Here is a 21,805-nt window from a genome sequence, read left to right on the forward strand (position 1 = left end):
AGCACACCCGGACAGCCATTACATGAGATCGTACTGTAATTATTACAGTAGGCAATATGGGGTTAGGATCGGCAGCGTCATGAGCACAGTGGATCAGCAGCGGGCGGATTTAGCGGCGATCCTGGCCAGGCAGCGCCGAGCCTTCATCGACGACGGACCACCCAGCCTGGCGCTGCGGCGCAACCGGATCGACCGGCTGATGGCGCTGGTTTTCGACAACACCGACGAGTTTGTCGACGCGATGGCCACCGATTTCGGCACGCGGTCCAAGGCGGCGACGTTGTTCACCGAGGTCATCGGCATGACCTCGGTAATCGAGCACACGAGATCCCATGTTGGGCAATGGATGCGGGCGACCAGGTTGATGCGTGCGGCAGGACTGTTCGGGCTGCGCGCCGAGGTGCAGCCGTCACCGCTCGGCGTGGTCGGCATCATCGGTCCGTGGAACTTCCCGCTCAATCTCGTGATCCTGCCCGCCGCGACCGCGTTCGCCGCCGGCAACCGCGTGATGATCAAGATGTCGGAGGTCACCGCCCACACCGCCGAATTGATGAAGGCGACCGCGCCGAGTTACTTCGATTCCGACGAACTTGCCATCGTCACCGGAGATCCCGACGTCGCGGCGATGTTCTCGACACTGCCGTTCGATCATCTGTTCTTCACCGGTTCGCCCTCGGTCGGCGCCTTGGTGCAGCGGGCGGCCGCGCAGAATCTGGTCCCGGTGACGCTGGAGCTTGGAGGCAAGAACCCGGTCGTGGTCGCACCGGCCGCCGACGTCCGCCGGTCCGCCGCCCGGATCGCGCAGGGCCGCATGGTCAACGGGGGACAGGTGTGCGTGTGCCCCGACTACGTCTTCGTCCCCGACGAACAGGTCGACACGTTCGTCGGCGTCGTTCGGGAAACGCTGCGTGGCATGTTTCCCACTGTCGTCGCCAACAGCGACTACTGCTCGAGTGTGAATCAGGCCAACTTCGACCGGGTCGTCGGCCTGATCGAAGACGCGCGCGCCAACGGCGCTACCGTGGAAACCGTTGCGCCGGAAGGGGAAACATTGCCCGACTGCGGCTCTCGCAAGATCGCGCCGACCATTGTGCGCGACATCGACGACACCATGAAGATCGCCAGCGAAGAGATCTTCGGCCCGGTCCTTGTGGTCAAGGGCTATGCGCGCCTGGGCGAGGCCGTCGACTACATCAATGCTCGACCCGCGCCACTGGTGGCCTACTGGTATGGACCCGACGACGACGATTTCCGCGACTTCGTCCGCAACACTCGCAGCGGTGGCGTTGCTCGCAATGACTTTGCCGCGCAGATGATTCCATCGGCCGCGCCGTTCGGCGGCGTGGGTCGCAGCGGGATGGGCGCCTATCACGGAAAGGCAGGCTTCGACGCGTTCAGCCACCATCGGTCGGTGGTGGGTAGCGATCTGCCGTTCAGCGTCACCGGCAGTGCCGCGCCGCCCTTCAGCAAGTCGATGCGGATGTATGCCGACGCCATGATGCGCATGACACGGGCCCGGACCCGTCGCCGCCTCAAGGGCAGACCGCGCCCCTAGCGCGTTGGGATTCAGCCTCGCGGCGTACGGTTCCCCTGTCCCGCTTGCTCGCGTGCCCAGCGGTAATCGGCCTTGCCCGATGGACTGCGTTCGATGACGGGGCGAAAGACGACCGCCTTGGGAAGCTTGTAGCGAGCTAGCGTTTGCGCGGCGTGCGCCACCAGGTCCTGGGCATCGGCGCGCGCCCCTTCGGCCAGCGCTACGACGGCGACGACCTCTTGACCCCACCGTTCGCTGGGCCGTCCCGTGACCACCACGTCGGCCACCGCGGGATGCGAGGCGATCGCGGTTTCGACCTCCTCGACGAAGATCTTCTCGCCACCGGAGTTGATCGTCACCGAATCGCGGCCCAGCAACTCGATGCTGGAGTCCTCGCGGTGGCGGGCCCGATCGCCCGGAACCGCATAGCGCACACCGCCGATCACCGGGAAGGTCGCAGCGGTCTTGGCCGCATCGCCCTTGTAACCGAGGGGAATGAAACCGCGTTGGGCCAGCCAGCCGATTCCGTCGTGTCCCGGCGGCAGTATCGACGACAGATCCTCAGCCGCCACGAAGGCATCGGGTCCGGCGTTGAAGGTGCCGGTGGACACCGCGCCGGACGCCGACATGTGATGCATCTGCGCCCCGGTCTCCGAGGATCCGACACCGTCCACCACAACGGCATTCGGCAGCGCTTCGATCAAGCGCTGCTTGACATACGGCGTCAACAGGGCGCCGCCGTTGGCGATCACGGCCAGCGACGACACGTCCGCTGTGCCTTTCTCGATCGCGGCGAGCAACGGCCTGGCCATCGCGTCCCCGACCACCGTCACGACCGAGACCCGTTCGCGCTCAATCGTGCGGACCACGTCGTCAGCGTCCAAATGGTCTACGACGGGGGGGAAGACGACGGACTGTCCGGTGGTCAGGGCGGTCATCACGCTCCACTGCGCCGCACCGTGGATCAGCGGCGGCAGGATCATCAACTTGGTTCCGGGCCCGGCGGCAGCTCGCTGCACGATCTCGTCGAGCGAGCCGGCGGGCTCGCCGGTCATCAGATTGCGGCCGCCGAACGACGTCATGAAGATGTCGTGCTGACGCCACAGCACCCCCTTCGGCATTCCCGTGGTGCCGCCGGTGTACAGCACGTAGAGGTCGTCGGGGGAGTGCTGCACCGGCGGCGGCTCGGCTGGGCTGGCGCCGATGATGCTGTCGTAATCGACTGCGCCGTGCACCAAGTCGTTGCCCGAGTCGTCAGCGATCTGAATCAGTACCCGCAGCTTCGGCAGCTCGGGCAGGACTTCGGCCACCCGCGGCGCGAATGCGGCGTGGTAGACCAGCGCGGTCGCACCCGAATCCGCGAGCAGATATTGCAGCTCGCTTTTGACGTAGCGGTAGTTGACGTTGAACGGGGCCACCCGCGCCTGGAATGCGCCGAGCAACGACTCGACGAATTCGTTTCCGTTGTAGGCGTAGAGGCCCAGCAGGTCCTGGCCCACCTCATGGCCGGCCAGGCCGGAGCGCTCGGTGTGGCAGCCAAGGCCTCTGGAGTGCAGATATGCGGCCAGGCGGTTGGACCGCTCGATGGTCTGGGCGTAGCTGAATCGCTTGTCGCCCTGGATCAGCAAATCCCGGTCGCCGATCGCGTCGGCGACCGCGCGAGCGACGGCTGGGACCGTGAATTGTGTTGCGGTGTGCGACATTATGCCTCTCACGGCTGGTGGGGTAGCAGGCGGACCATCAGGCCATTGGCCTCGCTGAGCAGCGAACCGTCGGCCGCCGTCATCGTCGCGGAGATGACGACTTTCCGGCCCTCATTGTTGGCGATTCGTCCGTTGGCGACCAACGGTTGGTCGATCGGCGTGATCTTGCGGTAGTCGACGTGCAGGTAGGCGGTGCGGGTCGGGCGAATGCCCGCGGTGGAAACCACCATGCCGAACAGCCAGTCGTAGAACAGCGGGATCATGCCGCCGTGCACCGCGTTGTTGCCGCCGACGTGAGACCGGCTGAAGTGCCCTTCCATCGTGACGCCGTCGGGTCCGGATTCTGTCAGGGTCCACGGCGGTAGCAGCGGATGGCCCAGGCCGGGCAATTCGAGGACGCGGCCGGCCGGCGCCACGTGCTCTGGTGCCTGGTGGCCGTCGAGCAAGGCGCAGGCGTCTTCGACGTGCTGTGCGGCACTCGCCCACAGCGAGCTGTCCGGGTTGGTGGACACCGTCAGATCCTGCAAACGGCACATCGCCGCGGCGAATCGGCCCAGCTCGGGGGGTGCGTGGTCGACCGGAGAGATGTCCGGGAACCCGCCGCGGGTTCCGGAGGCGGTGTTGGTCACTGGGATCCTTTGGCTTGCTGCTGCCATACCTGGAGCAGATCGTCGGTCGTGGTGATCGTTGCCAGCAGCGACAGCGTGTTGGCGATCATCGCTGCACCGTACTCGGTGGGGATGCCCGCGACGGCGTCCCGGGGGATCACCACGCGATAGGCGGCATTGACCGCGTCCATGACCACGTTGGGTATCGCGACATTGAGCGAGACGCCGACCACGACGAGCGTGGACACCCCGAGGTTGCGCAACACCGAGTCCAGGTCGGTACCGCCCATCGGTCCCACCCCGTGCCAGCGGCGCAGAATCAAATCCGTTGGCTCGGGCCCTAATTCGGGCAGTACGTCAGCGCCTGGGGTACCGGGAGTGATGTCCATCTGGTTGCCGCCGCTCATCGCGAAGATCTTGGCGTTGTGGTTGGACCCAAGTCCGTCGGGGCGGCGCTGCACCAGGCAGTGCACGACGTGCACGCCGGCCGCCCGGGCCGCCGGCAACAGCCGCACGATGTTGGGTAGTGCCTCGCGGCGGGCTTCCTCGGCGAGCATGGCCAGCCCCGCGTCCGGGCCCATGACAGCGCCCTGACACTCCTGGGTGACGATCGCGGTGCGTGCGGACGCGACGAGATCGGCAAGGGGTGGCTTCATGCCGGCACGTCGTAGAACTGTGTCGCCCATTTTCGCAGTGCCATATAGCCTTTCGCGTCGACCTTGGACAGTGCCGGATTTTCGACGTACTTCTGGTAGCGCCAGATTTCCAGGTCGTCGAAGACGGTGGACAGGAACTGCTTTTCGATCAGGTCGCGCAGCTTGCCCTCGGGTACGTCGGAGTCGTCACCGGGGATGCGCGGCCACCAGATCGAATAGAACAGGTCCGAGCACTCGTCGTCGACGGGCGTGCAGGTGAAGATGAGGCGATGATTCTGCGCGCCCTCGAAGACGCTGATCGCTCCGCCGAGCCCGAACAGGTGGCTGTGGAACCGTAATGCGAGGTCGTCGGGATTGTCACTGCGCGCATCCGGCCAGCCGGCGGTGAATTGCCATTCCTGTTCGACGATCTTCCAGTCCAGCACCCGCGGTGTCACCGTCGCGTGGTGGACGTACTCGAAATGGGCGCTGTCGGGGGCGTTCTCCGCGACGATCTGCGGATGCACCGGTTCGCGCTCGGCGCGCCGGGAAAACTCCGGATACGCCCGGTAGTAGCCGGCCGGATCCGTCTCGAACTGCGGGAACTTCCGGAAGATGTCCGGCATCTCCCACTGCGGCTCCTTGCCGTCGGGGTGATGCCAGATGAATACGCAGTCGTATTGCTCCTGGACCCGATACGACTTGAGCCGCAGCGCCTTGTTGGGGCGGTCCGGCTGATAGGGGATGTAGCGGTTGGTGCCGTCCGGACCCCAGCGCCAGCCGTGGAAGGGGCACTGGACGCAGTCACCGACCCCCTTGCCGCCGTGACCCAGGTGGGCGCCGAGGTGTTTGCAATGTCCTTCGAGCACGTGCAGCTCGCCCGACTCGTCGCGATAGGCGACCAGATCCTCACCGAAGTACTGCAGCGGTCGGACCTCGCCAACGGGGAATTCCGGGGACCACCCGACCATGAACCATCCGGTGACTTTCCAGGTGAACGGCACTTTCACGCCGGCGCCTCTCGCGATCATTGATACTAAATCCATTACAGTATAGATTTCAGCAGTTCGTTGCGTGCTCGGCAAGGAGTGAAATGACCGCGGCGGTAGGCGAGCTGGAACGCGGCGCATCTTTCGACGTGCTGGTGATCGGTGCCGGGTTCTCCGGCCTGTACATGCTGCATCGGTTACGGCAGCTCGGATTGCGCACCCGAGTGCTGGAGATGGCTGAAAACGTCGGCGGCACCTGGCTGTTCAACCGATACCCGGGCGCGCGATGCGACATCGAAAGCATCGAGTACTCCTACAGCTTCTCCGAAGAGATTCAGCAGGAATGGGTCTGGACCGAGTCGATGCCGGCTCAGCCGGAGATCGAGGCGTACCTGAACTTCGTCGCCGATCGGCTGGACCTGCGTCGCGATATCGCGTTCCACACCAAGGTCGTCGCGATGGAGTTCGACGAAGAGGCCGCGGTGTGGCTGGTGCGCACCGAATCCGGCGAGACCTTTGTCGCCCCGTTCGTCGTCGCCGCCTCCGGCATCCTGTCGGTGCCGCTCGAACCCGATATCCCCGGAACGGCGACGTTCTCCGGAACCTCGCTGTTCACCAGCCGCTGGCCCAAGGAGGGCTACGACCTCACCGGAAAGCGGGTCGGCGTGATCGGCACCGGCTCGACCGGAGTGCAGCTGATACCCGTGGTGGCTCAACAAGCCCTGCAGCTCTGCGTGTTTCAGCGTTCACCCGCATACACGCTGCCCTGGCGCGTGCACCAGTTCGAACCTGGCGAGCTCGACGAGATGAAGGGCCGCTACGGCGAGATCCGCGAAGCCCAGCGGGCCCACCCGATCGGGGCGGCGCGGCTGAGCGCCTTTTCCGTCCTGCTGGAAATGCTGAGTAGTCCGGCGATTAAGTCGGCGTCGCGCGAAGAGCAACTGCGCGCGATCGAGGAAAACGGCGTGATGGGCGCGCTCAACTGGAGCGACATCTTCTTCGACATCGAAGCCAACCGGATGGCCGCCCAGCTCTACGGCGAAGCCGTGGCCCGCATCGTCAAGGATCCCCGGACGGCGGCGTCGTTGGTGCCGGTGCATCCGTTCGCCTGCAAGCGGCCGATCATCGACCAGGGCTACTACGAGACCTACAACCGGGACAACGTCACGCTCGTCGACCTGCGTAAGTCACCGATTCGCGAAATCACCGCGAACGGCATCCGCACCGAAACCAATGAGTATGAGCTCGACGTGATCGTCTACGCCACCGGATTCGACGCGATGACCGGGGCGCTGTCCCGCATCGACATCCGGGGCCGCGACGCGATGTCGCTCGGTGAATTCTGGGCTACCGAGGGGCCGCTGTCCTATCTCGGGCTGGCGGTCGCCGGCTTCCCGAATCTGTTCACCATCCAGGGGCCGGGCAGCCCGAGCGCGGCCACGAATTTCGTCGCGGCGCTGGAGCAACATGTGGAGTGGATCGGTGATTGCATCTCGCATCTGCGCGACAATGGAATACGCACGATCGAGGCGCTGAGTACCGCCCAACAGGAGTGGATCGAGCACGCCACCGCGCTGGTCGCGCCGACGGTGTTAGTTCACCCGTCCTGCAACTCCTGGTACAACGGCGGCAACGTGCCCGGCAAGAAGCGGATGTACATGGGCTACACCGGTGGGATCCCCGAATACCGGCGCCGCTGCGACGAAATCGCCGCCGCCGGATATACCGGTTTCAAGTTGGCATGAGTGATTCGGCGCTGGTTTAAGGTGGGCGGCATGGCTGGATTTTCGCTGGCGAAACGTTGCTTCGACATCGGCCGGGAACTGGGCATGGTGCTGCCGCGCACTGTGGCCGGGCTCATCGAATCAACGGGCTGGGCGCCGTTCTCGCCGCGTGGAGCCCGCCAGTTCGGCGAGGTCATGCTGGACGAACTTGTCCTGAGTGGTTTTTCGCTGTTGGGCGCAAACCTGACAAAAGACATCCGGCCGCTCAACGCATGCCAGCCGGCGGCCCAGGAGTTATCGACACTGGGCATCGACGGTGCGCATATCGCGCCAAAACCGCTGCAGGTCAAGTCGATACGACGTCAGCGCATCTGCGGACTGGCGTTCGAAAGGATGACTTTTGAACATGACCCGCAGCTCCCGGAAACGCTTGCGGCCCACGGCCTAAGTGGTCCGGCGCGCGCGGTGGTGCACCTATGCCGCCACCGCGACCGGCCACGGCCGTGGCTGATCTGGGTGCACGGAGCTGGTCAGGGTGGCACCGAGGATTTGTTGCTGTCTCGCATCGGCCACATCCATCACACGTTGGGGTTCAACGTCGCGATGCCGGTGCAGCCCGGTCACGGGTGCCGGCGCCGCGAATGGCCGGCCTACCCGGACATGGATCCACTCGGCAACGTCGCGGGCATGATGCGCTCGGTGTCGGAGGTACGCGCCGTGGTGCGCTGGGTACAACCGCAGGCCAGTGCCGTTGTGGTGTCCGGTATTTCGATGGGAACCCCGGTCGCCGCGCTGGTTTCGCACCTGGAGCGCCACATCGATGCGGTGGCGCTGTACACCCCAATTCTTGGGCTCAACGCGATGATTGCCCGGCACCTCGCGCGCTGGGGATCGGCGCGCGACGGATTCCGGGACCTGCTCGGATCCCCGGTGGTCGCGCAGCTGACATCGGTGATCGATCCGCTGGCGGTCGATCCGGCCCCGCCGCCGAAGCGCCGGCTGATCGTCGGGGCGTGGCACGATCGGATGGCGATGCGTGAGCCCACCGACGCGTTGCAGGAACGCTGGGGCGGTCAGCTGTACTGGTACGACGGCAGCCATGTGGGTCACATCTTCTCGCGGCGCGTGCAAAAGGTTTCCGAGCGATTCCTGCGCGAGGTGGTCTCGCAAAACGGGCCAGAACCGGTGTCCTGGTGATGATGGCGGTCCGCACGGCGCGCGAAGTCGTCGAACTCTACAACCTGGTGGTCTGGAACGAATGCGACATCGAGCTGGCCGAAGAGTTGTTGGGGGACAGTGTAATCCGTCACGAGGTCGGTACGGCACGAACACTTACTCATGCCGAGGCCGTTGCCCGGGTCACGGACATGTGGGCGCAAGTGGAATCACTGCACTTTGACCTCAACGTCGTTATCGCCAATGACGATGGCGAGCATGTCGCCATTGTCTACGACTCGAAGATCACCACCATCGACGGCAACGAAACCCACATCGCCAGCATCGAGGTGTTCCGCGTGGTTGCCGGCCGGATTACTGAAGTCTGGAATTGTGGCTACCACCAAGGAGTTTGGAATTGACTGATCGTGTGCTCGGTGAATTGGGCTACTACCTGCTGGCCGGGGCCGGAGGTGAGGGCCCGGCGACGTTGATGGACGAAGCTCGCCGCGGCGAGGAGCTGGGCTTGGGCACCGCGTTCATCTCCGAACGCTGGAACGTCAAGGAAGCATCGTCACTGGTCGGGGCGGCCTGCGCGGTGACCAACCGGATGCAGATCGCCACTGCCGCAACCAATCACAACACCCGGCATCCGCTGATCACCGGATCGTGGGCGACCACGATGCACCGGCTGTCCCGTGGACGGTTCACGCTGGGCATCGGCCGTGGCATCGCCGCGATATATGGCGCGTTCGGCATCCCGGCGGTCACGACCGCACAGATGGAGGACTGGGCCCAGGTGATGCGCCGCCTGTTTCACGGCGAGCTGATCTTCAACCACGAAGGCCCGATGGGCAAATATCCGATCCTGTTCCTCGACCCGGATTTCAACGAGGACATCCGGCTCGCGCTGGTGGCGTTCGGACCCAACACCCTCGCGCTGGGCGGCCGAGCATTCGACGACGTCATCCTGCACACCTACTTCACACCGGAGACGTTGCAGCGCTGCGTCAAAACCGTCAAACGCGCGGCGGAGAAGGCGGGCCGCGACCCCGACAGCGTGCGGGTGTGGTCGTGTTTCGCGACGGTCGGTGACCATCTTCCCGAAGAGCTGCGGCTGAAGAAGACGGTCGCCCGGCTGGCCACCTACCTGCAGGGCTACGGCGACTTGATGGTGCAGACCAACGACTGGGATCCCGCTGTGCTGGAACGATTCCGGGCAGACTCCGTCGTCACCTCGATCGCCGGGGGGATCGACCACAAGGCCACGGCCGAGCAGATCGAGCACATCGCGACGCTGATTCCCGACGAGTGGCTGGAGCCCTCTGCCACCGGTTCGGCGAATCAGTGTGCGGATCGCATCCGCAAGGAGTTCGAATACGGGGCTGACGCGCTGATCATGCACGGCGCGACACCCGACGAGCTGGAGCCGGTCGTCACCGCCTACCGCGCGGGCGATTAGGGCAGAATCATCGTCCGGCTCACCGGCTGCGCGGCGGCCTGGCGGGCCGACAAACCCCGCAGCAGGGAAGCCAGCAACGCGTCGCGGGTCTCGCGGGGATCGATGAGTTCGTCGAATCCCATGCTTTCGGCCGACCGAAAGGATGCCTGCAACTCGGCGTCACGCAACTTCGCGGTGACGTCCTCGCCGGCGTGCGTCGCCCGGCCCAGCGCGGCCGCGCTCATCGCACCCATCGTCGCACCGGGGTAGGCGAAGGTCGCGGACTGGCTGTCGAAACCCAACAGCGACATGACCATTGAGCCGAACCCGTATGCCTTGCGCAGCGTCACATGCAGCTTGACCGTGGTGGCCGCCGTCTGGGCGGCGAACATCCGGGCGCCGGCGCGCAACACGCCGCTGCGCTCGGACCGGCTGCCGGGCAGCATGCCGGGGTTGTCCGCGAAGAAAACAAGTGGCAGATGGAATGAATCGGCCACCAGGATGAAATGCGCCGCCTTGTCCGCGGCGTCGGCGTCGATGGAGCCGGCGAGCACGTTGGGCTGGTTCGCAACGACCGCGACCGGATGACCACCGAGATGGGCCAGCGCGCAGATGATCGCCTTGCCATACTGCGGCTGAACCTCGAACCAGTCCGGCCGGTCGAAGACCACGTCGAGCACGGCGCGCATGTCATAGACGCGGCGGTTGTCGCGCGAAACGATGTCGAGTAGTTCCGGCGTCGGCCGTGGCTCGCTGTCTTCGTCGCGGGGCAGCGGGGTGGGGTAGGACCAGGCGCTGGGCGGGAAGTAGGACAGGTAACGCCGGATGTCGGCAATGACGGCCTCGTCGTCGTCCGCCAGGTTGTGGATCACCCCGCTAGGCAAGGCGGTGACGGGTCCGCCGAGGTCCTCCTTCGAAATGTCTTCTCCCGTGGACTCTTTCACGACCGGGGGTCCGGCGGTGAAGATCGCGCCGTGGGCGCTCATGATCCGGAAGTCGCATACCGGTGCCACCAGCGCGCCGTGTCCGGCCGAGGGACCCAACACCGCAGCGACCGTCGGAACCTTGCCCGAGCACTGCGCCTGGGCGAGCAGGTCGGTGGGGGCGCGGCCGTAGTGCCCCCCGCCGGGGCGGAAGCCGGCTCCTTCGAGCAGCATGATCAGCGGAGTCTTGTCGCGCAGCGCCAATTCGGCGATGCGGTAGCGCTTCGAGTTGCCGCCGGGCCCGATGCTGCCGGCCATCGTGGTGAAGTCCTCGGCCCCCAGCATCACCGGTGCGCCGTTGATCGAGCCCGAGCCCACGATCAGCCCGTCGGCCGCGACCTCGCCGCCCACCAGCGTGCCGATTTCGCGGAAGGTGCCCGGGTCGAGGAGCCGCTCGATGCGCGCGCGAGCGTCGAGCTTGCCCTTGGCGCGGTGCTTGTCGAGCCGCTCCGGGCCGCCCATGCCCCGCGCGTGCTGACGCCGACGGGCGAGGTCTTCGAGCGTTTCCTCCCAATCCGGGGGTTTTGTCATGCGTCAGTCCTACCTCTCGCGGATGCGATCGCGCGCGCCTGGTCCGATGTGGCGACCGGCTGCGCCCGGCTACGCCGCGCTCGCGATCATCACTCGATCTGCAGGGTCACATACTGGATTGCTTACTGTAAAGTTACCCGCATGCCTGACGGCCCCCGGCTCAAGATCGACGGCGGCATCCCCAACCGCCTCGAGCGCGTGGTGGAAGCAGCGGGCCACCTGGAACAACACGGTTACGACGGGGGTTGGACGGCCGAAACCAGTCACGACCCTTTTCTGCCACTGCTGCTGGCCGCCGAGCACACGTCGCGGCTCGATTTGGGCACCAACATCGCGGTGGCGTTCGCACGCAATCCGATGACCGTCGCCAACGTCGCATGGGATTTGCAGGCGTACTCCCACGGCCGCTTCATTCTCGGTTTGGGCACCCAGATCCAGCCGCACATCGAGAAGCGATTCAGCATGCCGTGGAGTCATCCGGCCCGCCGGATGCGCGAATTCGTCTCCGCGTTGCACGCCATCTGGTCGGCGTGGAACGGCGAAGCGAAGCTGAGTTTCGAGGGCGACTTCTATACCCACAAGATCATGACGCCGATGTTCACCCCGGAGCAGCACCCGTACCCGGTGCCGAAGGTGTTCATTGCGGCGGTCGGCGAAGTGATGACCGAGATGTGCGGCGAGGTCGGCGACGGCCACCTCGGTCACCCGATGGTTTCCCAGCGCTACCTCAACGACGTGACGGTGCCGGCACTGTTGCGCGGGGCGCAGCGCGCCGGGCGTAGTCGTTGCGATTTCGAGATCTCGGCCGAGGTCATGGTCGCGACCGGCGAGAACGACGCCGAACTGGAAGCGGCCAGCACGGCCGTCCGCAAACAGATCGCCTTCTACGGCTCCACGCCGGCCTACCGCAAGGTGCTCGAGTTGCACGGTTGGGGCGACCTGCACACCGAGCTGAATCGTCGGTCCAAGCAAGGCGAATGGGACGCAATGGGATCGCTGATCGACGACGACATGCTGGGTGCTTTCGCGGTCGTCGGTCCCGTCGACAGAGTTGGAGCCGCCTTGCGTAGCCGGTGTGCGGGCGTCGATCGCGTGCTGCCGATCTTCTACAACGCTTCCCAATCCTGTATTACCGCCGCAATGAAGGAGTTTCGCCAGTGACTGCAACGACGATGGACGACGCCGGAAAGTCTTTGGCAGATCCGTTGGCGTACACCGACGAGAAGCGGCTGCACACGGCGCTGGCTCACTTGCGTGCCACCGCGCCGGTGTCGTGGGTTGAGGTGCCGGACTACAAGCCGTTCTGGGCGATCACCAAACACGCCGACATCATGGACATCGAGCGCGAGAACATGAAGTTCACCAACTGGCCGCGCCCGGTGCTGACCACCACCGTGGGCGACGAGCTGCAGGCCAACGCCGGGGTGCGCACGCTGATTCACATGGACGACCCGCAGCACCGGGTGGTACGCGCGATCGGCTCGGACTGGTTTCGGCCAAAGGCCATGCGCGCGATGAAGCTCCGGGTCGACGAGCTCGCCAAGATCTACGTGGACAAGATGCTGGCCGTCGGGCCTGAATGCGATTTTGTGCAGCAGGTCGCGGTGAACTACCCATTGTTCGTGATCATGTCCTTGCTCGGCATCCCGGAGGCCGACTTCGCGCGCATGCTCAAGCTCACCCAGGAGCTGTTCGGAAGCGAAGACAGCGAATTCAAGCGCGGCACCTCGAATGAGGACCAGATCCCGGCACTGCTCGACATGTTCGGCTACTTCAACGAGGTGACGGCGTCGCGCCGTGAGCACCCGACCGAGGACCTGGCCTCGGCGATCGCCAACGCCCGGGTCGACGGCGAGCCGTTGTCCGACATCGACACCGTGTCCTACTACCTGATCGTGGCCACCGCGGGTCACGACACCACCAGCGCGACCATTTCCGGTGGCATGCAGGCACTTATCGAAAACCCGGACCAGCGCAGACGCCTGCGTGACAATCTCGACCTGATGCCGTTGGCCACCGAGGAGATGATCCGGTGGGTCACCCCGGTCAAGGAGTTCATGCGGACCGCCAACGAAGACACCACCGTGCGCGGCGTGCCGATTGCGGCGGGGGATTCCGTGCTGCTGTCCTATGTGTCGGGCAATCGTGACGAGGATGTCTTCGACGACCCGTTCCGCTTCGACGTGGGGCGCGAGCCCAACAAGCACCTCGCCTTCGGCTACGGCGTGCACTTCTGCATGGGTGCCGCGTTGGCCCGGATGGAAGTCAACAGCTTCTTCTCCGAGCTGCTGCCCAGGCTGAAATCCATTGAACTGAACGGTGATCCGGAGCTGGTCGCCACCACGTTCGTCGGCGGCCTCAAGCACCTGCCGGTGCGCTACTCGCTGGTCTGAGTCGGGGTCAGGGAGTCAGCACCACCGGCCCGGTGGTTTTACGGCCCTGCAGATCCCGGTGCGCTTTGGCCGCATCCGAAGGGCGTAATGCGCACTCGCCGTCACCTCGACGGTGCCCGTGGAGATCGCGTCGAATAATTCCCTGGTCCGCCAAGCGAATTCGTCGTGGCTGCGCACGAAATGCGACCTGAATGGTCTGGTCAGGTACACCGAGCCTGTTGCGTTGAGTCGCTGGGGGTCGACGGGAGGGACGGGCCCGCTAGCGGCACCGAACAGTGCCAGCGTGCCGCGGACCGCCAGGCTGGCCAGGCTCGCGTCGAACGTCGAGCGTCCCACACCGTCGTACACGGCGGCCACCCCGCCGGGAGCCAGCTCGCGGATTTTGGCGCCGAACCGCTGCGGGTCGATACAGCCCCGTCCGGAAATAGGTGTCGATGAAGTTGACGCCGATTGCCTCGGCCTTGATCAACACCTCACCGGCACCCGGTGACGGTGGTGAGATCTCAACGTAGGAGAGGACTTCCGGGCCGCCGAGTTCGCTGACTCGAATTCCATGCATGGCCACAGTGTGCGGCACTGGGGTCGGCCTGTCGATCTCGTTGTGCCGCGGCACAGCGGTCGCGGACCGGCGCTGTGCGTGATTACATCGACAGCGCCGGGCGCATCGGCGAGACTAGGTTGCGACGCACCGCGGTGACGTCCATGCCCTCGTGGATGAAAGAAAGTTGGGGAATTCATGACAACCGGGGAAACGATTCACAAGGTCACCTACGACTTGCTTCGCGAGTTGGGCTTGACGACGGTATTCGGCAACCCCGGTTCCACCGAGCAAACATTCCTGAAGAACTTCCCGGATGATTTTACGTATGTCCTTGGGCTGCAAGAGGCCTCGGTGCTGGCCATGGCCGACGGGTTCGCCCAGTCCACCGGCAAACCCACCCTGGTGAACCTGCACACCAGCGCCGGGACGGGTAACGCGATGGGCAGCCTGATGTCCGCCTACCGCGGCAACACCCCGCTCATCGTCACGGCGGGCCAGCAGACCCGGGAAATGGTGTTGTGCGAACCGTACCTGACCAATCCCAATGAGAATCTGCTGCCGTTGCCCTGGGTGAAGTGGGCGTACGAACCCAAGCGCGCCGAGGATGTACCCGCGGCCTTTATGCGCGCCTACACCGTCGCCTTGCAACCACCGGCTGGACCGGTGTACCTGTCGATCCCGCTGGACGATTGGGACAAGCCCGCGCTGGGGCCGGCGGTCGTTCGAACCGTCAGCCGCCGCGTGGCGCCCGATGCCGAACGGTTGCGGGAGTTCGCCGACCGAATCAATCGCGCGCAGCGGCCGCTGCTGGTCTTCGGTCCCGAGGTCGACCGCAGCGGCGGGTGGGACGCCGGCGTGGCGTTCGCCGAAAAGGTCGGCGCTCCCGTCCGTAACGGACCGCTACCCGACCGCGTGTCCTTCCCGGAAAACCACCCGCAGTATCGCGGCATGTTGCCGTTGACCATTGCCGGTGTCGCAGAGGTATTGCGCGGCCACGACCTGGTCGTGGTGATCGGCGCGCAGGTGTTCCGGTATTACCCGTACGTAGCCGGCGACTACCTGCCCGAAGGCAGCGAATTGTTGCAGATTACAGCCGATCCCGCACTGGCCGGTGCCGCACCGGTAGGTGACAGCCTGATCGGTGACCCCCGGTTAGCACTCGAACAACTGGTGCAATTGGTCGACCATCGTGGCGCCGCCGCACCCCCGGTGGCACCGGCCGATCGGGTGGAAATCGCCGACGCCGACTCGTCGCCACTGACTCCCGACGCGGCGTGGTCCACCCTGGCCACCGTCAAACTCGCGGATTCCCCGGTCGTCATGGAGTCGACGTCGACGATGGCGCAACAACTGCGCTGGTTGCCCACGACCCGCCCCGGTTCGTTCTTCGCGACGGCCAGCGGCGGCATCGGTTGGGGCGTACCGGGCGCGGTCGGTATCGCACTCGGCGATCGCGCTCGCGGTGTCAAGCGCAGCGTCATCGCCACGATCGGCGACGGCTCCTTCCAGTACTCGATCCAGGCGATCTATACCGCCGCCCAGCACAAGCTGCCCATCGTGTTCGTGGTGATGCGTAACGAGGAGTACGGGGTTCTCAAGGCGTTCGCATTGCTGGAAAAGACGCCGAATGTCCCTGGGCTCGATCTTCCCGGGCTCGACATAGCCTGCCTGGCAACGGGATTCGGATGTCGTGCCGTCAACGTTGACACCACCGCGAAGCTTGCCGAGGAGTTCAACACCGCGCTGACCGCCGACGGGCCCACGGTTATCGTGGTGCATACCAAGCCGCAGTTGGCGCACCTGGGCTGACCCGATTGCCCACGCGCTTCTACCTTTAACAGGTGAGCGCGGACAACACAGCTGAGCAGGTGTCGCTGATCGGGGCCGAGTTGGTCCGACGGACCGGCGAACTCGGTGCCTCGGTCGCCTCGGCGGTCCGGGCCGAGATTGACTTCTATCGGGACGCCGAGGTGGTCAGTCACGACGAGCTCGTCGAAAGCTGCACCGCAAACGTGCGTTTCATCTTCAGCGCACTGGCCCGGCCGCAATCGTTCGACACCACACCGGCCATCGCCACCGGTGAATCCCGCGCGCACAGCCGAGTGCCGCTGCCGGTGGTGATGGCGGCCTACCGGGTGGGCTCGCACCTCATCTGGCAAGCGCTCCTCGAGATCATCGAGTCCCACGCCGACGTCTCGCGGCGGGCGTTGCTCGCCGTGACCGAACGCATCTGGGAGGCGCAGGACGTCTACACCAACGCCATGACGAGCGGCTACCGCCGCCGCGCAACCCAACAGGCCGTCGACGACGAGGCCGAACGCGCGGCACTCACCGAGGCGTTGTTCTCCGGCGCGGCGGCGGCCGGCCACAGTCCATGGGAAATCGCCGACCTGCTCGGCCTGCCTACCCACGGCCCCTACGTCGTGGTCGCCGCCCGCACCCCGAACCTGGGCAAGCACGCTCTGCCCGGCATCGTCGACAAGCTGCTCAGCACCGGCGTCTACTCCGCGTGGCGGCTGTTGCCCGAGCTGCAGATCGGCATCGTGGCGCTGCCGTCCGATGCTGCCCGCGCCTCGCTGATCGCGACGCTGAAACGGGCGAGCGGCCATGGCGCCGGTGTCAGTCCACCGTTCGATTCGTTGTCGGAGATCGCCACCGCGCTGCGCTACGCGCGGATCGCCGTCGCCGGAACGTCCGACAGCCACCCCGTCGTGCAATTCGGGGACAGCGTGCTGGGCGTGGCGGCGGTGACCGCGCCCGATGTCAATCTGCGCCTGGCCGACGCGGTGCTGGGCGGCCTGGACGGCGCCTCGGACCGCGACGTCTTGTTCCAGACGTTTCGGGTGTGGGCGGCGCATCGCGGTTCGGTACCCGAGGCGGCGGCCGCGCTGTTCTGCCACCCCAACACGGTGCGGCACCGGCTGCGCCGGATCGAGGAACACACCGGGCGATCGACGAGCGTTCCGCTCGAGCTCGCCGAGTTGTGTTTGGCCTTCGAAATCGATGGCAGGCTGCGCTGACGGCCGCGGCAGTGACCTTCGATACTCATTAGTATCAGTTGGATACCGGCGAGTATGCTGTTGGGCATGTCACCGGTGAAGCCGCTTCGCACCCGCCCGACCCGGGGCGAGGTGCGCGACCGGATCCTGGATGCGGCCTCGAAGGTGTTCGCGTCGGAGGGCTTTGCCGGTGCCACCATCGACGCGATCGGCCAGGCCGCGGGCTTCACCAAGGGGGCGGTCTACTCGAACTTCGAGTCCAAGGACGAACTGTTCCTGGCGCTGGTCGACCGCGAGTTCGAGTTGCGCGGCGAACAGATCGCGATAGCGCTGGACAGTAGCGGCGGCGACACGGCCGCGGCCGCACGGGAGGTGAGCCGGTCGGTGCTCGACTCGGTTCGCGAACATTCGGACTACTACGTGCTGCTCGTGGAGTACTGGCTGCGCGCCCAGCGTGATCCGCTGCTTCGCGAGCGGCTGATCGGGCGTCGTCGCGCCGCGGCCGACCAAGCCCTGCACATCGTCGAATCGACCGACGCCGTGCCGTCGGACCGGCGGCTGGCCGATGTCGCCCAGCTCGTCGTCACCCTCAATCTCGGCGTCGCGATGGAAGAGGTCCTGCGGCCCGGCAGCATCGACCCCGACCTGCTCGCGCAACTGATCACCGCACTGCTGGAATCGATTTCGGCCTCGGGCAGATAGGAAGAGCCGCACATGGACACCAATGACGAGCCGGACACCAGCGCGCCGGTGATCACCGCCACCGGATTAGGGGTCGACGGCGAGCACGGGCCCATCTTCTCCGGCGTGGACCTCGCCCTGGCGCCAGGTTTCCAGGCGATCCAGATGCCCGGGGGCCCGGGACAGACCACGCTGCTGTTGACGCTCGCGGGCCGCTTCAAGGCCACGCACGGCTCGCTGAGCGTGCTCGGCGAAACGACGCCGCGCGCGATCCGCCGGCACTGCGCGATCGCCGCTTTCGACGACATCGATGAGCTGGAGGAGTCGGTGACCGTGGCGACGGTGCTCGCCGAGCAGCGCCGGTGGTTGGCGCCGTGGTATTCAGTGGTGCCGCCGCAAGCGGGTCAGGCCGAGCTGACGGAGGTTTTCGGCGACACACCCGCGCCGTCCGCGGACACCTACATCGTCGAATTGTCGGATTTGGAGCTGTTTTTGCTGCGCATCACCCTGGCGCTGCTGTCGGATCGCCCAATCCTGGTGGTCGGCGACCTCGAGCAAGTCCGCGACAACGCCCGGCGAGCGATCGCGGTGGAGCGGCTCGGCGTGATCGCAGCGCAGCGCACCGTCGTGGTCGGCGTCACCAACCCCCTGGGCACCGACGCACCCGAGCACGAACTTCACGATCAACGTGTCCTGACCGGAGGGGATTGAAGATGTTGGCTGGACTCGCATTCGGCTCGGAGATCAAACGGTTCGGTCGCAGCCGTTTGACACGCGTGGCGATCGTCGTGCTGATGTTGCTGCCGCTGGTGTATGGGGCGCTGTACTTATGGGCGTATTGGGATCCCTTCGGCCACACCAACAAAATGCCGGTGGCACTGGTCAATTCCGACCGCGGCGCCGTCGTTTCCGGTGAGCAGTTCAACGCCGGGGACGAGATCGCCAAGAGCCTCACCGCGGACGGCGGTTTGGACTGGCACGTCGTGAACTTGGCGGAAGCGCGCAACGGGGTCGACCACGGCAAGTACTACTTCATGGTCGAGTTGCCGCCGGACTTCAGCGCGGCGATCGCGTCGCCGGTGACCGGGCAGCCGAAGAAGGCCAGCCTGATTGCCGTCTACAACGACGCCAACAACTACATCTCCACGAGCATCGGTCGTACCGCCATCAGCCAGGTGCTCAACGCCGTGTCCAGCCGGATCTCCGGACAGGCCGTCAATCACTTGCTGTCGGTGGTGATTTCGTCCGGTGCGGGTATCAAGCAGGCCGCCGACGGTGCCGCCCGACTCGATGACGGCGCCGGCCAGCTGGTCAACGGCCTCGACTCCGCACGCTCCGGGTCCGCGCGGCTTGCCACCGGTGCCCAGCAACTCTCCGACGGGATCAACCAGGCCACCGACCCGTTGCTCACGGTCACCAGGGCGCTGTCGCAGATCGGCGGCAACACGCAGCAGCTGCAGCAGGGCGCGGCCGCGCTGCAGCAGGCTAACGACCAGATCGGCGCCATCGCCACGGCACAGGACGGCGCCGCGGACTCGCTGTCGCCGGTGATCGATCAGCTCTCCGCACGAGGGGACCCATTGGCGAACAACCTGCGCGGCATCCAGGACCAGCTGCGGGGCCATCAGTTCACGCCGCAGATCCGCCAGCACCTCACCGACGCGCAAAATGCGGCGATCGCGATGACCTCCGCACTGCGCGCACCCGGCAGCCCGCTGGGATCGGCCCTCGACCAGGTTGGCAACAAGGGCCAAGAGCTGACGAACAAGCTGACCCAGCTGCGCGACGGAGCCCAGCAGCTCGCGTCGGGTAACGCCGAATTAGCAAGCGGGATAGCAAAACTCGATGACGGCGCACACCAGATCAAGGCCGGATCGGGCGAGCTGGCGACGAAGCTGGCCGACGGGGCCAAGCAGCTGCCCAACTGGAACACCCAGCAGAAGGATGCGGTCGCCGACACTATCGGCGGACCGGTGCATCTCGAAGCCTCGCATGAGAACGCCGCGCCCAACTTCGGCACCGGCATGGCGCCGTTCTTCCTGACGTTGGCCCTGTTCTTCGGCGCATTGGTGCTGTGGATGGTGTTGCGACCCTTGCAGAGTCGTGCGATTGCCGCGGAGGTGCTCGAGATCCGCGTGGTGCTCGCCAGCTACCTGCCGGCGGCCGCGATCGCGTTGTTCCAGGCGATCATTCTCTACTGCGTGGTCCGGTTTGCCCTCGGCGTGCACGCGGTGCACCCGGTAGCGATGCTCGGGTTCATGATTCTCATTTCTGCCGCATTCGTGGCCGCAACTCAAGCGATCAACGCGCTCATGGGCCCGGCGGTCGGGCGCGTGCTGATCATGGCCCTGCTGATGCTGCAGCTCGTCAGTGCCGGCGGTCTGTACCCCGTTGAAACCACGTCACGACCGTTCCAGATCCTGCATCGTTTCGACCCGATGACATACGGCGTCAACGGATTACGTCAGCTCATCCTCGGCGGGATCGACGCGCGGCTCTGGCAGGCGGTCACGGTGCTGGTCGCGATAACAGCTGTGGCGCTGGCGATCTCGTCGCTGTCCGCGCGGCGAGACCGTGTCTGGAATCTCAGCCGGTTGATCCCTGCGATCAAGATGTAGCGGCTCGGCGGCCCCTGCGATCCCGGCATGCTGCGCTCGCTACACTTACGGGTAGCCTTCGGCCAGAATCATCTCGGTTGAAACGCGGGAGGTAACTCGTGCTCGGTGTCCACCATTCGGCGATCTGCACCTCCGATGTCGAACGCTCGCTTCGGTTCTGGCGCGACGGCCTCGGCTTGACCCAATTGATGGACTACCAATTCACCGGCGATTGGCCAACGCTGTTCGGCGCCACGTCCGATCGGCTGCGGTCGATCTTTCTGGGCGATCCGGACAAACCGGGCAGCGGGAGCGTTGAACTCGTGGAATTGGCGGGCGCCGATACGGCATCACCGGAATCCACTGCGCTGCGGCACGGCTTCATGTTGCTCTCGTTGCAGCGCGAGGTCGACGAGACGCTCGAGACGTTGGCGGCATTGGGTTTCACCGACGGCGTCCGTCGCATCGACGTCGTCGCCCCGGACGGAAGGACCGTCGCGATGGCGGTGATCACCGCACCCGATGGTGTGCTTGTCGAGTTGATCGGGCGGGCGAAATGAGCACCGCACTGGTGACCGGTGGTGCGTCCGGCATCGGTCGTGAAGTCGCAAAGCAGCTGAGCGACGTGGGCCACGACGTCGTGGTGTGGGACCTGGCCGACGGCGACATCGATTGCGACATAAGCGATCCCGACGCAGTCTCATCGGCGATGGAACGAACTGTCCAGGAACACAGTGTGCCCACCCGCGTGGTGACCTGTGCCGCGATCGGGGCGGCGGGAGTTCTGCTCGAACAGTCGCCCGCGCAGTGGCAACGGGTGCTCGGGGTCAATCTCACCGGCACCTGGTTGACGATCCGCGCGGCGGCCCAAGCCATGATCGACGCCGGTGCGGGCGGTTCGATTGTCGCGGTGTCCAGCATCAGCGGTTCTATCGCTGATCGTGACATGGGCGCCTATTGCGTATCGAAGGCAGGCGTGGACATGTTGGTCAAGGTCGCCGCCGTGGAGTGGGGGGCATACGGCATCAGGGTGAACGCCGTCGGGCCCGGTGTCACCCGGACGCCGATGCTGCCCAACCCGGAAGCACTGCCGGGCTGGGTGGAGGGGTTGACCGAACGCACCGCGCTCGGCGGACTGGGCCAGGCCGACGAGGTGGCGGAGGCCATCGTCGGTGTGCTCGAATTGCCCTGGGTGACAGGCCAGGTCGTGCATGCCGACGGTGGCCTGTCCTTGCACAGCCCGATCGACTCCTACGGCCAGATGCGGCGAGTGGCGGGCCGTCGAAAATAG

At 65.6% G+C, this 21,805-nt stretch carries 19 protein-coding genes and 1 pseudogene; 14 read left to right on the forward strand and 6 right to left on the reverse strand.

Annotated elements, in window-relative coordinates; all coding sequences use genetic code 11:
- The first annotated feature begins 79 nt into the window (after positions 1–79).
- Positions 80–1,555: a coniferyl aldehyde dehydrogenase gene (locus tag AAHS21_RS22925; protein ID WP_342929847.1), complete on the forward strand. Its 1,476-nt coding sequence runs from the start codon at positions 80–82 to the stop codon at positions 1,553–1,555.
- A gap of 11 nt (positions 1,556–1,566) precedes the next feature.
- On the opposite strand, the gene AAHS21_RS22930 is transcribed toward AAHS21_RS22925, so the two are convergent.
- The 4 genes from AAHS21_RS22930 to AAHS21_RS22945 are packed head-to-tail and all read right to left on the reverse strand — an operon-like array spanning position 1,567 to position 5,490.
- Entirely contained in the window at positions 1,567–3,237 is a 1,671-nt protein-coding gene (locus tag AAHS21_RS22930; RefSeq protein ID WP_342929945.1) for an acyl-CoA synthetase, read from the reverse strand.
- Between the two features lie 8 nt (positions 3,238–3,245).
- Entirely contained in the window at positions 3,246–3,866 is a 621-nt protein-coding gene (locus AAHS21_RS22935; protein WP_342929848.1) for a PaaI family thioesterase, read from the reverse strand.
- Complete coding sequence (locus AAHS21_RS22940) at positions 3,863–4,501, reverse strand: cysteine hydrolase (protein ID WP_342929849.1); 639 nt, start codon at positions 4,499–4,501, stop codon at positions 3,863–3,865. Before AAHS21_RS22940 ends, AAHS21_RS22935 begins: the two co-directional genes overlap by 4 nt.
- A complete protein-coding gene (locus AAHS21_RS22945) occupies positions 4,498–5,490 on the reverse strand; it encodes a Rieske 2Fe-2S domain-containing protein (protein ID WP_342929850.1) in 993 nt (330 codons plus the stop codon). The genes AAHS21_RS22940 and AAHS21_RS22945 overlap by 4 nt, the downstream gene beginning before the upstream one ends.
- Before the next feature lie 83 nt (positions 5,491–5,573).
- Here AAHS21_RS22945 and AAHS21_RS22950 point away from each other — a divergent pair, with 83 nt between their 5' ends.
- The 4 genes from AAHS21_RS22950 to AAHS21_RS22965 are packed head-to-tail and all read left to right on the forward strand — an operon-like array spanning position 5,574 to position 9,810.
- Complete coding sequence (locus tag AAHS21_RS22950; RefSeq protein ID WP_342929851.1) at positions 5,574–7,214, forward strand: NAD(P)/FAD-dependent oxidoreductase; 1,641 nt, start codon at positions 5,574–5,576, stop codon at positions 7,212–7,214.
- Positions 7,215–7,244: 30 nt separating this feature from the next.
- Complete coding sequence (locus AAHS21_RS22955; RefSeq protein WP_342929852.1) at positions 7,245–8,390, forward strand: alpha/beta hydrolase; 1,146 nt, start codon at positions 7,245–7,247, stop codon at positions 8,388–8,390.
- Positions 8,390–8,770: a nuclear transport factor 2 family protein gene (locus tag AAHS21_RS22960; protein ID WP_342929946.1), complete on the forward strand. Its 381-nt coding sequence runs from the start codon at positions 8,390–8,392 to the stop codon at positions 8,768–8,770. Before AAHS21_RS22955 ends, AAHS21_RS22960 begins: the two co-directional genes overlap by 1 nt.
- Positions 8,767–9,810, forward strand: a complete 1,044-nt coding sequence (locus AAHS21_RS22965) for a TIGR03857 family LLM class F420-dependent oxidoreductase (protein ID WP_342929853.1) — start codon at positions 8,767–8,769, stop codon at positions 9,808–9,810. Before AAHS21_RS22960 ends, AAHS21_RS22965 begins: the two co-directional genes overlap by 4 nt.
- Here AAHS21_RS22965 and AAHS21_RS22970 read toward each other — a convergent pair.
- Entirely contained in the window at positions 9,807–11,303 is a 1,497-nt protein-coding gene (locus tag AAHS21_RS22970) for a carboxyl transferase domain-containing protein (protein WP_342929854.1), read from the reverse strand. The two genes, AAHS21_RS22965 and AAHS21_RS22970, sit on opposite strands and share 4 nt — an antisense overlap.
- A gap of 141 nt (positions 11,304–11,444) precedes the next feature.
- Here AAHS21_RS22970 and AAHS21_RS22975 point away from each other — a divergent pair, with 141 nt between their 5' ends.
- Together AAHS21_RS22975 and AAHS21_RS22980 are read left to right on the forward strand one after the other, a co-directional pair.
- On the forward strand, positions 11,445–12,464 hold the full coding sequence (locus AAHS21_RS22975; RefSeq protein ID WP_342929855.1) for an LLM class F420-dependent oxidoreductase: 1,020 nt from the start codon (positions 11,445–11,447) through the stop codon (positions 12,462–12,464).
- Positions 12,465–12,475: 11 nt separating this feature from the next.
- Complete coding sequence (locus AAHS21_RS22980) at positions 12,476–13,696, forward strand: cytochrome P450 (protein WP_342929947.1); 1,221 nt, start codon at positions 12,476–12,478, stop codon at positions 13,694–13,696.
- 7 nt (positions 13,697–13,703) lie between these two features.
- On the opposite strand, the pseudogene AAHS21_RS22985 reads toward AAHS21_RS22980, so the two are convergent.
- Positions 13,704–14,255, reverse strand: a pseudogene (locus AAHS21_RS22985) (zinc-binding dehydrogenase).
- Between the two features lie 177 nt (positions 14,256–14,432).
- Here AAHS21_RS22985 and mdlC point away from each other — a divergent pair.
- From mdlC to AAHS21_RS23020, 7 genes are all read left to right on the forward strand, one after another.
- Positions 14,433–16,046 carry a benzoylformate decarboxylase gene (gene mdlC, locus AAHS21_RS22990; protein WP_342929856.1) on the forward strand — a complete coding sequence of 538 codons (1,614 nt, stop codon included), beginning with the start codon at positions 14,433–14,435 and terminating at the stop codon, positions 16,044–16,046.
- Between the two features lie 32 nt (positions 16,047–16,078).
- Entirely contained in the window at positions 16,079–17,257 is a 1,179-nt protein-coding gene (locus AAHS21_RS22995) for a helix-turn-helix domain-containing protein (protein WP_342929857.1), read from the forward strand.
- Between the two features lie 54 nt (positions 17,258–17,311).
- Entirely contained in the window at positions 17,312–17,938 is a 627-nt protein-coding gene (locus tag AAHS21_RS23000; protein WP_342929858.1) for a TetR/AcrR family transcriptional regulator, read from the forward strand.
- 12 nt (positions 17,939–17,950) lie between these two features.
- Positions 17,951–18,628 (forward strand): hypothetical protein, encoded by a 678-nt coding sequence (locus AAHS21_RS23005; protein ID WP_342929859.1) that lies wholly within the window; start codon positions 17,951–17,953, stop codon positions 18,626–18,628.
- Between the two features lie 2 nt (positions 18,629–18,630).
- Complete coding sequence (locus AAHS21_RS23010) at positions 18,631–20,535, forward strand: YhgE/Pip domain-containing protein (RefSeq protein ID WP_342929860.1); 1,905 nt, start codon at positions 18,631–18,633, stop codon at positions 20,533–20,535.
- A 98-nt stretch (positions 20,536–20,633) separates the two neighbouring features.
- Positions 20,634–21,074, forward strand: a complete 441-nt coding sequence (locus AAHS21_RS23015; RefSeq protein WP_342929861.1) for a VOC family protein — start codon at positions 20,634–20,636, stop codon at positions 21,072–21,074.
- Positions 21,071–21,805 carry an SDR family oxidoreductase gene (locus AAHS21_RS23020; protein WP_342929862.1) on the forward strand — a complete coding sequence of 245 codons (735 nt, stop codon included), beginning with the start codon at positions 21,071–21,073 and terminating at the stop codon, positions 21,803–21,805. Before AAHS21_RS23015 ends, AAHS21_RS23020 begins: the two co-directional genes overlap by 4 nt.

It is taken from the genome of Mycobacterium sp. 050272, from assembly GCF_039023525.1.
In the GTDB taxonomy this organism is placed as follows: domain Bacteria; phylum Actinomycetota; class Actinomycetes; order Mycobacteriales; family Mycobacteriaceae; genus Mycobacterium.